Source organism: Nocardia sp. NPDC051911, assembly GCF_040681035.1.
Classification (GTDB): domain Bacteria; phylum Actinomycetota; class Actinomycetes; order Mycobacteriales; family Mycobacteriaceae; genus Nocardia; species Nocardia sichangensis.
The window spans coordinates 1-10,793 of record NZ_JBFAXY010000073.1; the positions used below are offsets into that span (position 1 = coordinate 1).

The 10,793-nt window shown below is 63.2% G+C and carries 9 protein-coding genes and 4 pseudogenes; 7 read left to right on the forward strand and 6 right to left on the reverse strand.

Going from position 1 to position 10,793, the window contains the following annotated elements:
• Nucleotides 1-267: 267 nt before the first annotated feature.
• Nucleotides 268-390 (forward strand): annotated as a pseudogene (locus AB0L97_RS37905) (IS110 family transposase); the annotation flags it as partial.
• Nucleotides 391-482: 92 nt separating this feature from the next.
• Here AB0L97_RS37905 and AB0L97_RS37910 read toward each other — a convergent pair.
• Nucleotides 483-1,127: a TetR/AcrR family transcriptional regulator gene (locus tag AB0L97_RS37910; RefSeq protein WP_364439733.1), complete on the reverse strand. Its 645-nt coding sequence runs from the start codon at nt 1,125-1,127 to the stop codon at nt 483-485.
• A gap of 503 nt (nt 1,128-1,630) precedes the next feature.
• On the opposite strand from AB0L97_RS37910, the pseudogene AB0L97_RS37915 reads away from it, so the two are divergent.
• Nucleotides 1,631-1,862: pseudogene (locus tag AB0L97_RS37915) on the forward strand (IS21 family transposase); the annotation flags it as partial.
• Nucleotides 1,863-1,910: 48 nt separating this feature from the next.
• Here AB0L97_RS37915 and AB0L97_RS37920 read toward each other — a convergent pair.
• A pseudogene (locus tag AB0L97_RS37920) lies at nt 1,911-2,407 on the reverse strand (IS481 family transposase); the annotation flags it as partial.
• Nucleotides 2,408-3,432: 1,025 nt separating this feature from the next.
• Between AB0L97_RS37920 and AB0L97_RS37925 the strand changes: the two are divergent.
• Nucleotides 3,433-4,482, forward strand: coding sequence for an MlaD family protein (locus AB0L97_RS37925; RefSeq protein WP_364439748.1), 1,050 nt, complete (start codon nt 3,433-3,435; stop codon nt 4,480-4,482).
• Between the two features lie 167 nt (nt 4,483-4,649).
• Here AB0L97_RS37925 and AB0L97_RS37930 read toward each other — a convergent pair whose 3' ends face one another.
• Nucleotides 4,650-4,979 (reverse strand): hypothetical protein, encoded by a 330-nt coding sequence (locus AB0L97_RS37930; protein WP_364439736.1) that lies wholly within the window; start codon nt 4,977-4,979, stop codon nt 4,650-4,652.
• Nucleotides 4,980-6,550: 1,571 nt separating this feature from the next.
• Between AB0L97_RS37930 and AB0L97_RS37935 the strand changes: the two genes are divergently transcribed.
• From AB0L97_RS37935 to AB0L97_RS37950, 4 genes and pseudogenes are all read left to right on the forward strand, one after another.
• On the forward strand, nt 6,551-7,690 hold the full coding sequence (locus tag AB0L97_RS37935; RefSeq protein WP_364439739.1) for a DUF1152 domain-containing protein: 1,140 nt from the start codon (nt 6,551-6,553) through the stop codon (nt 7,688-7,690).
• A 383-nt stretch (nt 7,691-8,073) separates the two neighbouring features.
• On the forward strand, nt 8,074-8,361 hold the full coding sequence (locus AB0L97_RS37940; protein ID WP_364439742.1) for a transposase: 288 nt from the start codon (nt 8,074-8,076) through the stop codon (nt 8,359-8,361).
• Between the two features lie 68 nt (nt 8,362-8,429).
• Nucleotides 8,430-8,762, forward strand: a complete 333-nt coding sequence (locus AB0L97_RS37945) for an IS3 family transposase (protein ID WP_364439751.1) — start codon at nt 8,430-8,432, stop codon at nt 8,760-8,762.
• Nucleotides 8,753-8,857 (forward strand): annotated as a pseudogene (locus tag AB0L97_RS37950) (hypothetical protein); the annotation flags it as partial. The gene AB0L97_RS37945 and the pseudogene AB0L97_RS37950, both read left to right, overlap by 10 nt.
• On the opposite strand, the gene AB0L97_RS37955 reads toward AB0L97_RS37950, so the two are convergent.
• The 3 genes from AB0L97_RS37955 to AB0L97_RS37965 all read right to left on the reverse strand — a co-directional run.
• Nucleotides 8,855-9,043, reverse strand: coding sequence for an AMP-binding protein (locus AB0L97_RS37955; protein WP_364439754.1), 189 nt, complete (start codon nt 9,041-9,043; stop codon nt 8,855-8,857). The pseudogene AB0L97_RS37950 and the gene AB0L97_RS37955 sit on opposite strands and share 3 nt — an antisense overlap.
• 9 nt (nt 9,044-9,052) lie before the next feature.
• Nucleotides 9,053-9,340 (reverse strand): hypothetical protein, encoded by a 288-nt coding sequence (locus AB0L97_RS37960; protein WP_364439757.1) that lies wholly within the window; start codon nt 9,338-9,340, stop codon nt 9,053-9,055.
• Nucleotides 9,337-10,793, reverse strand: a 1,457-nt coding sequence (locus AB0L97_RS37965) for a thioester reductase domain-containing protein (protein WP_364439745.1), incomplete at its 5' end; no start/stop codon positions are given. The genes AB0L97_RS37965 and AB0L97_RS37960, both read right to left, overlap by 4 nt.

Here is a 10,793-nt window from a genome sequence, read left to right on the forward strand (position 1 = left end):
CTCGTCCGGGTATTTCTTCGGTGCTGCCACGCGGGGCTCCTTCCCGGTCCTATCGGACCATGCTCAGAGCCCTCCAAGGAAGCGGGGGAACCTCAACGAGCAAGGTTGGCGCAGCTGTGCCTGGTCAACGACGTCCTCAGGATCGCAGGGACGATCAGCAGCACCGGATTTGATGTCCGGCCGAGTTGCCTTGCGCCGAGCGTGACAGATGAGGTTTTTTAGAAACCCACCGATGGACATCGGCAGGGTGCTCCGGGCCGACCCCACCGCGACGAAGGAAAGAAACACAACGCGGCCGTCATCTGCCCGCCCCGCCGCCGCTGCGACGTCCTCTACGCCACGCTCAAAACCAAACAGCTCGACCGAATCCCCGAGTCCATCATCGCTTGACGAAAACCATAGGGACACCCAAGTCAGGACAAAGACCAGCTCACCCATCTTTGAATCACTGGCATTGAGACTAAAGGCCGTTTGTGCCGCGCTCATTCAATGCCATAGATTGTCCGATCCCATATTTCGAATATCGCGTCACTAAGCCCCGGAGTTGGCTCACCGCCGCCCGCGCGTGCTCGAACCTCGCGCTCCAAAATGCGTTCGTTCATGAAGACGAGGGCCTCAGCTATCACGTTGGCATCTGTACCAGCAGGAGCGCGGCCGGCAGTTCGTTCGTCGGAGATCTTGGCTCCAACCCGCTTGACCAACTCCTCCATCCATCCCTCCCAGAGTTCGCGAACTTCCCGATCGCTGCCGACAGCATCCCAGGTTGCCGCCATGAGATTGATATTTTGCTCGCAATACGAAATGACTGCTTCGAACCCCGCCCGGAGGGCATGGCGGGCGGACCCATCAACCATATGCCACGTACCCGAACCTTCCAGCAACTCCTCATAAATCCCCTCAAGAAGCGCGGCGACAGCTGCGGCCTTTGTGGGGAAGTAGAAGTAGAAGGCCGACCGAGTCACGCCAGCGGCTTTCGCGATGTCTGCAATGCCAATCTGCGCGAGAGCTTCTTTTTCCAGGAGTTGTTCAAGCGCTTTCAATAACGCGGTTCGTCTTTCCTCGCCACGACGAGGAGCGCGCTCATATCGACGCCGAATCTTGTACTCGTTCTGTTGGACCGATGGCACTCAAAGATGATAACATAAACTAACTACTGTCGAAGTTCATCGACAATAGTCAACTTTTGCAGACATTGAGATCGCCACCGCCAGAGCTGCTGATAACGAGGCATACGAAGATTCCTTCCGTTCAGCCGTGCGACCTTCCCCTCGCCCGTCGCCCCTGGGTGGACAGGGACGCTTCTGCTATCACCCCAGGCTTCGCACCCCGCAGTCACTCACGACGCACGCCAGGATGGGGACGGTCCCAGAGACACTGGACCGAATCGCGTCCTCGCCAAACGACCTCCAATCAAACGCGACCACTCGCAACGTGCGACATCGCGTCGCGCGGCTGCCCCAGCTGTCGGCTGCCAGGAGGAAGGGACCACATCGGAGCTGGTTTAGCCAGCAGCATGGGACCGTCCTGTTAGCTAGTGATGGGACCACTTGACCGGCAGGTTTTGCCAGTTATGGGACCACCCCGGCGTGGCAGCTGGGGGTTCTCGGTCGCTCGGCCGCTGCATTAGCGGATGAGCTACCGGGAGGTTTCGGTGATCGAGATCAGGGAGATGCTGCGGCTGTGGCTGCAGGGTCGTGGGCTGCGGGAGGTGGCCCGGTTGTCGGGCACCGACCGCAAGACCGTGCGCCCGGTATGTGGAGATGGGCCAATCCTGCGCGGTGGACCGTGACGGCGGGGTCGAGCAGTTGACCGACGAGCTGCTGGCCAAGGCGATCGGCGGGGTCCGCCGTTCCCGACCGTCGGACTGGGCCGCGACGGTCTCCCAGGCCTCGCTCTTGCCGTTCACGTCGGCGGGGTGTGTAGGGATGTATCCGCTGGTGGCGGTCCCGTGGAGAACTTTCGCGAAGTCACAGGCCTTGTAGCAGGCTCGGTTGTCGGTGACGATACTGTAAAGGTGGTCGATGCCGTGACCGCGAAGGACGCTCACGCCCGAAACACGAAACGCCCAAGCTTCGGTATACGCCAGCCAGGGATAAGCCATCGACTGCGGAATGTAGGAAGACATAGCCCGTGCGAGGCTCGCACACCTTGGCGCGGGCGACGGTCTCGGCCTGCTCGGAGCCCGCGCTGACTGCCTGGTCACCGTTCGCACCGCGATGTCGACCCCGGCGGCTTGGAGTTCGAACGCGATCCGCCGTACCGACCTCTTGTTGTCCCGGCGCGACCGCTCGATCCGGGCGACGACCGCTACCTCGGTCGCGCCCGGCTGCCGGTGGGGTACCGAGGACCGGTCCTCAAGTCCGACCTCACCGAAGCGACGCCATCGATTGACCGACTTCGACGCGCATAGATGATTTGGTGCGGCGGTAGATCCTGACCTGCGCTACCTCAAGTTTGCTCCACGTACGTATCTGTGCCAGGTGGACGGATGCGCAGCACTGTCCTACCTGCGCATGATATTGAATGAATTCGGTAGGTATAGAGAGGCGAGATGCCCGGTCATACATACCGCCAATACTCGGAACCGGACTGACCCCGTCTGTCGGCGCTTCGGTGATGCGAATCAGATTCAAGTCACGCCGACTTGCACAGATCTGTACTCACTGAAACCGCCGCATGCAAGTGCTCGGGTGGGCGGTTTCGCGGGACGCTTTGATGACAGGCTGGATGAAAGGAAAGGGTGGGTGAGCAGAAACTTCGGATTGGGCGGAACTCCGCGCCGCGGACTGGCATGGCGAGGCGGTCGACTTCCGCAGGCACTCGCATACTAAACGCCGATGGCGCGACGGTCGGCGATATGGTGCTCGCCGTACCGGACATTGGTTGCGATTGGAGCGATGTGTCCAGCGAGAGGCCGAAAGGACTTTTCTCGCAGTGTAGACGCGTCAGCGTCATGAACGTGCCGATGATCCATCGACCGGACATTCGAGAACGCCGATCACCATGGGCGGGACGATCAGAGCCAGCGACAAGCTGGTGCTAAAATCTCTTTCCTCGGAGTCCAAGCCGAGGCCACTGAAGTTGACGTCGCACCAACTGTCCACGGCGGCATGATCGGCGCCCCGATGGGCGGGGGTTTACAGAGATCCGCTAGTCAGCGCGCTCAATAGAATGAAGGCGCAAGAAATCGTCGCCCGACGGTCGATCACCCACTGTCACCGCTGGCGGGATTCTTGGCACCGCGCCACAGTCCTGGATCCGCATCGCTGATTGCCCCAGCGGGATCACGCAAGAGCTCCGTAATTGACCCCTTCCATCCAGTATCTTCCTCCCGGAGGGATGAAGTGTCAGGCAAGACAGTGAGGCATCTCCGTGCTGAAGTTCAGTTCGGCGAACAAGTTCAGGCGGGTCAAGGCACTCGCGATCAGCACGATGGCACTTACGGTGGGCGGCTGCTCGCTGTTGCCGAACGCGGCGAACGACGCGTTGAGGGATACCACGCGGATCACCGCTGATTTCGACAACATCGCCGGTATCTACGAAGGCAACCCCGTCACCGTCCTCGGACTCGAGGTCGGCAAGGTCGAGAAGGTTACACCGAAAGACACGCTCATCGAGGTCCACCTGTCGATCGAGTCTCGCGTGAAGATTCCGAAAGACGCGGTGGCGGCGCTTATCTCGCCGTCCATCGTCACCGATCGTCACATCGAACTCACCCCAGCCTACACACAGGGCGAGACCCTCTCAGACGGCGCACACCTACCGAAGTCGCGGACCAAGACCCCCGTCGAACTCGACACCATGATCAAGACCATCGATCAGTTCGCGGCGGCGCTGAAAACGCAGGAAGACGCCCAGGGGCACGGCCCGATGTCGGGCCGGGTGCTCTACCCCATGCTCGAGGGCAACGGCGCGAAGATCCGCGACACCCTCGAAGCGCTGTCGGCCGCGCTGAAAGTCGGGGTCGACAACAAGGACGCGATCTCGAACATCATCCTCAGGCTCAACGAACTCACCGCCATTCTCACCGAGAACGACCAAGCAGTCCATGATTTCAGCAACCGCATGACCCAGATGTCCGGCCTGTTCGCCGAGCAATCCCCCGGTCTGCAGGCGACACTCGACCAGCTCACTACCTTCCTCGCCAATACCTCCAGCACCCTCGGGCAGTACCAGGACCAGCTCGCGGGGACGTTGACCGGACTCACGAACGTCACCCGCCAGCTTCGCGACAACGCCTCCGGTCTCACCGAAGTCGCCGACCTCGCAGCCCTGGTGTTCGGGAACATCGACAACCTCATCGATCGCGAAAATAGCTGGGCGCGAGTTCATGTCATCATCCCTACCGCCCTCAACGGTGAGATTGTCAGTCTGTTCTGCGAGCGGGTACAGATGAAGGCCGACGGTTGCCGCACCGGAAACATGCACGACTTCGGCCCCGACTACGGCCTAACCGCCGCGCTGCTCGGACTGACGAAATAGCATGAGATCTCGTCTCCGTAGCACAGGGTTGGCTCGTCGCGGTGCAACCCGATCGCGGTTCCTTGCCTGTGGCAACCGTGAGGCTACGGATAATTGTTTGTAGGCTTGTATATCGAACCGCGTCCAGGCGCCCCGCGATTGAGTCTCAAGGCGACTGGCCCGGAGACTCAATACCCGATTTCGTGGACGACCGCGTCGGCGCGCACTTGCAGGGCCGCCCGCAGGACCATCCGGGACACCGACATGTTCGACAGATGCCCGGACAGTGTGATCACCGCGTGCGCTGCGGCGCGGCGGCATTCCTGGATCAGATCGACGAACGCTGGTCGAAGCAATCCGGTGTCCGGTGGCGGTTCATGGAACACGGTACCCAACTCGTAGCCGAGCGAGCGATCAGCGGCCCGCAATGTGTTTTCACCCAAATCACCTTCGCCATCAGCAACCTCGATCAGGCCATCGCGCAAGTACCCGTAGGCAAGAGGTAGTAGTGCAGTCATCTACGAATCCAGTTGATGACCGCGGCCCACTGAGCGTCGTTGCCCGAATCGGCTCCATGTCGTTGTGCACAGTAGGGGTGGCCCTCGTCGCTGACAGACATCAACCGCACGGTAAAACGCTCCACGCCGGCACCTGCGCCCGCCGATACTCCTTATCGTCGTCGTACGGGTGGACAATCCACATCAGCAAACAACGAATTTCTTCCGGACAGTACCTACGTAGTAGGTAGGGCCGATCATCCTCCGCGTGGACGGAGCTCCTTCACCGCCGCTCGACATACACATCGGCGTGGCAGTGTGCTGGGTCGAGGTGGGTTCCTGCGAGCGTGAGGTTCCGACACCGGTCGACACGCCGCAGGCTCAGTCGTGGTGAAGCGATAGGCACTGGGCTGCGGCGGCTGCTGGGCGCCGGACCGGTGGAGGCTCGGCTATGCCCGTGCCCCGGCTCGTCCTCATCGACAACCCTGCCCGATCGGCGACCTCGACGCGATATGAACCGTCGACGGGTCAGAGACCTCTCACCGCAGCGAAAGCCTCGAGGGTGCTGCTGCGCGCTGCCATTGAATTAGTCGACAGTTCATCCTTTCGGTCGGCGAGCGACTGGCCGCTGAATTGAGACAGTCCTGGTTGAGTCGGCCGTAACGCGGTCCTGGTGTTGCTACCGGTCCGTTTCTGTGGACCGTTCGCCGAGCCCGGCGTGGAGGAGTGCCCATGCACTGCCCCCCGGTCTCCGACCATGTCCTCCCATGCGGCCTTGAAGGCGCGTTTCCCCGGCCACTGCCGGTCGGGATTGAGCCGCCGCGCGGCGGCTTTATCGGCGATGTGGGAGTAGTTGTATATAGGGAGAGTCATTGGTGTAGTCGGCGACCGCGAATCTGCGCTGTGGATGCCCCGACGCGGTCGATGGCCTGCAGCGCGTTGACCAGATCGGCCGCCAGCGGCGTGTTCTACTGCTGTCCGTGCGTGAGGTAAGCGCGGGCGGCCGCGCGCAGAATGGGCGCGGAGAACGCCGCGCTGAGCTGCACCCTGCCTGTGCTCGTCATGGGGGCTACATCGCCACCTACGCCGCCCACCACGTCGGAGGAACAATTGCGCGGCCGCGCTGAGTCGGGTTCAACTTACTCGCGCCGACCTACTCGATGTCCGCGACCATCACCGCAGGGCTGGATCCGATATACTCCTCATGCTCGGCGGCCACCAAGCCAAGGCGATGCCGACACCGATCCTCACCGACCCCCGGGTGCGCGGATGCGCCGCCCTGGTCATCGGGGAAGCCGAAACCCGCGTAGTCGAAGAAGGCCACTGGGCCGAGGCCGGAGATCCAACAGCGCAGCCAACTCGGCGATCCGGTCCGTGGCGCGAGTTCGGCGAAGGCGTTTACCGCTTCGGCTCTCAGAGGGCCGGGCCAAGCCGATAGGGAGGCAGCGCATGCTCGGAAGGAACGTCTGCACTGGGCGGCGGGTCACCACGAATGATATGGTCCCGCAAAATTTCTGCGATCTGCGGGCGCTTCGCGCCGAACGTTATACACCACTGGCCAATATAGGAGTCGGATTGATTGGCGCACGACGATGACGGCAGTAGCAATCGCAGCTGGCGGAGGCGGCGACGCAGTTACGGCGGCGCTGCTCGCCGACAAGATGACAACTCTGCGGGTCGCCGCCATCATGAGTTTCTCGTGGGACCGGCTGATGATCGACCCCGCCCCCGGTCCCAGAAACCGGGCCGACTTCGACGGGTTGATCGATCGGGACGGAGTCTCCGAGGTACCATCCACGGCGGTTCTACGCGCCGACGGCGAATCGACACTTCCGCGTCTTGCCAAGCATATCGGGCGGCCGCTGCTCCTGATGGACATCGAGGCTGGGGTGACGGGACTCGCGCACCAGATTCGCTGCGCGGCAGCTCTTTTCGGAGCCGATGAGCTCGTGGTGATCGACACCGGTGGTGACATCCTCGCCACAGGAACTGAGTCAAATCTACGGAGTCCACTCGCCGATTCCGTCGCCTTGGCCGCCGCGATTTCCACCGGGCTGCCGACTCAGGTACTCGTGGCAGGTATCGGCGTTGACGGCGAACTGTCCCCTGCGGAGCTCGAAGCTCGGTTGATCGCCCTGGATGCCGAGGAATTCGTCAACCTGGTACCTGAGGATGCAGAAGAAATCGCCAACATCTGGTCGTGGCATCCATCGGAGGCCAATGCGCTGCTGGCAGTGGCTGCCTCCGGCTGGCGTGGCTGTGTCGAAACCCAACGCGGTGCTGTCGTAGACGTCACCGAGGCCACTACGCGGGTGTACAGAATCGCCGCCGCCGCTGCCCTTGCCGAGTCGTCGCTGGCAGCCCTCCTCACGCGGACGTCGACTCTCGAAGAGATCGAGCACTTGCTGCGTGAGCGCCGCGGATACAGCGACATCGATGTCGAGCGCAATCGGTTGGTACACCGCTCCCCACCGCGGATGCCTGATGCGAAAACGCTCGCCATCATCGACGGCTATTGTGCCCACGCTGACGCGCGAGGCGTTGATGCTCTCACAGTACGGCGCGTCATCGAACTCACCGACGCGACTCATCCGGCGGCGACAGCGGCGCTGCGCGAACACCTCGCCCGCAGCCGACCCGGCAACTTCCTGCCGCCCCTCTACATGGTGCAGCCGGCGAAGGGCCCCGCTCTGCCCGATGATGCCGCCTTGTCATCAGGAGCCAGGAATTGAAGGCCGCCGTGCCGAGGTATCGTCTCGCGGCGGTGGCCGGTACGCCTGGGATGACGAGGGTGAGGCGTGGTCGATCAGCTGCGGCAAGCAGGGCGTGAACTACTTCCGAAAACAGATGCCCGGCGACCCCGCCGCCGCCCGCAGGCGGCAACCGACTCCAACCGCGTCGCCGCCGCGATACCGGACATCAAAGACTGCTCGCGGACCGATCCTTCGGCCGCCAGCAGGTGGAAGTGGTTGCGAGCAAAGGCTCCAGGCGCTGGTGCCGACGCGGCAGACGCTGTCGTCGGACACATACCCACCGTTTTGTTATCGATACATACGGTTGCCGTCTTCCGGACATCAATGGTGAGGCGAGATACTCGCCTCCAGAAGGAGTCTGGATGCCACCAGCACACCCGCCGGAGTTCCGTCAGCGCGCGATCGAGTTGGCACGCAGCAGCGACCGGCCGATCGGTCAGGTCGCGAAGGGTTTAGGGATCTCGGAATCGTGCCTGCGGAACTGGCTGCGGCGTGCCGATATCGATGAGGGCGCCCGGGAGGGCGTGACCAGCGCTGAACGCAAGGAACTCGCCGAGTTGCGGCGCAAGACTCGGCAACTCGAACTGGAGAACGAGGTGCTGCGTAAGGCGGCGGCCTACTTCGCCCGGGAGAACGTCCTCCTAAAATAGTGTTCCCGGTGGTCGCGCAACTGGCCAAAACCGGCATCCCGGTCACGGTGGCGTGCCGTGTGCTGCGGGTGTCGACCTCCGGGTATTACGAGTGGAAGCAGCGGGGGGAGTCTGCGCGTGCTCGCGCTGATCGTGAACTCACCGCCACGATCACCGACGTCCACATCGCGTCGCGTGGTATCTACGGTGCTGCGCGGGTGCATGCCGAACTGCGGCTCGGTCGGCGGATCCGAGTGGGTCGCAAACGTGTGGCCCGGCTGATGCGCAGCGCTGGGCTGGACGGAATTTCCGCCGTCGCCGAGGCTGCACCACGCGAGATCCGCAGGCCAGTCCGCACCCGGACCTGGTCAACCGCCGCTTCACCGCCGAGGGCCCGGACCGGCTGTGGTGCATGGACGTGACTGCGCACCGCACCAGCGAGGGCTGGGTGTACTGCGCGGCCGTGCTCGATGCGTTCTCCCGGCGCATCCCCAGTTGGTCGATCGCAGACCATCTACGCGCCGAACTGGTCTGCGACGCGGTGGACATGGCCCGCTGGCGGCGCAGACCGCCCGACGATCACGCCGGTCGGACGCGAATCCTCGAGCGCATAAGCGATGCGGTCGGCCAAGTAGGTAAGATCCACCGGCACATAGCCCGCACCGGTCTTCAGCACCACGAGCAGCGCGACTACCAGGTCCAGCGAGCAGGATCACCGCGACTGGTGGTTCCGTACGACGCCGCCGGCGATCAGCCGGCGCGCCAGCACGTTCGCGCGCCGATCCAATTCGGCGCAGGTCAGCGATTCGATATCGAACTTGGCTGCGGAGCTGTCCGGATGCGCGGCCACCGCCTGCTCGAACAGATTGACCAGCGTGGTACCGGCTGCGCTGAATCGCTGCGGATCACCATCCAATCCGGACGGCACCCAGCGCTGCGAAACACTGTTCATGTTTTCCTCTCGGAAAGAAACGTCCGGTGCTTCGGCACATTGCCTCATCGGGACTCGACGAGGTCCTCCGGTGGACCGTCATCGCTCCGGACCGGGAAGAAGCCCGAGTCGATGAAGGATCTGACGTAGGCGTCAAGTACGGCAGCATCGATAGGTGGGCAGTGGATGTGCTGTTTAGCGAGCTCGGCACGAGTATGGGTGTCGTCGATCGGGGCCGTAACCGCTCCGTAGTTGCCGCTTACCAACGCGGCGCGCACCAAGGAGTCGTCGCCCGCCGCATTACGCGCCGCGGCTTGTTCGGCCAGCATCGTCGCGGTCTCTTGGTCTGAGGTGATTGCAATCGGAATCCCCTGTCTGCGGAGAGCTGCGAAGACATCGCGAATTGGCACCGGCCGCGTATTCACCAGGTGGTACGCCGCACCGATCGCGGGCCGGTCGGCCAGCGCTACGATGGCGGACACCACGTAATTCACAGGTACCAGCGACATCGCGGCGTCGGCTGTCTCGGGGGCGTGCCCGAGGATGGCGGCCGCCCGGATCATATTCCAGAACGAGTCGTCGACGCTGTTCACACCGAGCCGCGGGTCGCCGCACACGATGCCGGGACGGTAGATGCTCACTGGCACTCCGCGTGCGCCCGCCTGCCGAACCAGTTGCTCGGCAACCCATTTGCTGGCCACGTATCCGTTCTCGGACACCTCGCCGAGGCTCAATTCCGCATTCTCCCCGCCGATGAAATCCGGTGTGGTGGCGGCCGGTATCACGGCATTGACGGTGGAGACGAAATGCACGGACTTGATCCGGCCGGTGGTCGCAAGGCCGAGCACCTCGCGGGTACCCGAGACGTTCGCCGCGCGCAGCCTTGTATAGGGCTCGATGTGGTTCACGCGAGCTCCATTGTGGTAAATCGTATCGATCCGTTGGGCCAGCCGCGTATAATCGGCATGGTCGAGCCCGAGGCGGGGCGCGGCCAGATCGCCTGCAACAGCGACGATTCGGGTTTGGTAGGAGTCGTTCCAGATCCGGTACTTCTGCAGGGCGTCGCGGATCCGCTTGTGTGCCCGCTCGTCATCATCGCCACGCACCAGGCACCAGACGCGTACCGGTCTGCTGGCCAGCAACTCTCGCAGCAGGTGTGCGCCGACGAATCCGGTCGCACCAGTGAGCAGGACATCCCGAGGGGCTGCGGTGAACATGGGTGCGACACCTTCGGTACTGATCTCTGGTCCGAGAACGACATCGGTGTCGATCGTGGCGCCGTCGTCGGAAGTGAACAGCGCCGCGGGTTCGTCCGGATGGTCGATGCGGGTGGCCAGGCCGCGCACCGTCGGTGCGGTGAACAAGGCCGTCATCGGCAAGTCGATGCCGAGCCGGGCGGCTAGCGCGCGCTGCAGTGTGAAGGCCATCAGCGAGTTACCGCCCAGCTCGAAGAAGTCGTCGTCCAGGCCGACCCGCTCCACGCCGAGCACCTCGGCGAAGGTCTCGGCCACGATCTCCTGCA

Coding starts and splice junctions, on each gene's coding strand:
- AB0L97_RS37960 (WP_364439757.1), bottom strand. CDS start 9,340: ATGAGGCAATGTGCCGAAGCACCGGACGTTTCTTTCCGAGAGGAAAAC.
- AB0L97_RS37935 (WP_364439739.1), top strand. CDS start 6,551: ATGACGGCAGTAGCAATCGCAGCTGGCGGAGGCGGCGACGCAGTTACG.
- AB0L97_RS37925 (WP_364439748.1), top strand. CDS start 3,433: ATGGCACTTACGGTGGGCGGCTGCTCGCTGTTGCCGAACGCGGCGAAC.
- AB0L97_RS37940 (WP_364439742.1), top strand. CDS start 8,074: ATGCCACCAGCACACCCGCCGGAGTTCCGTCAGCGCGCGATCGAGTTG.
- AB0L97_RS37930 (WP_364439736.1), bottom strand. CDS start 4,979: ATGACTGCACTACTACCTCTTGCCTACGGGTACTTGCGCGATGGCCTG.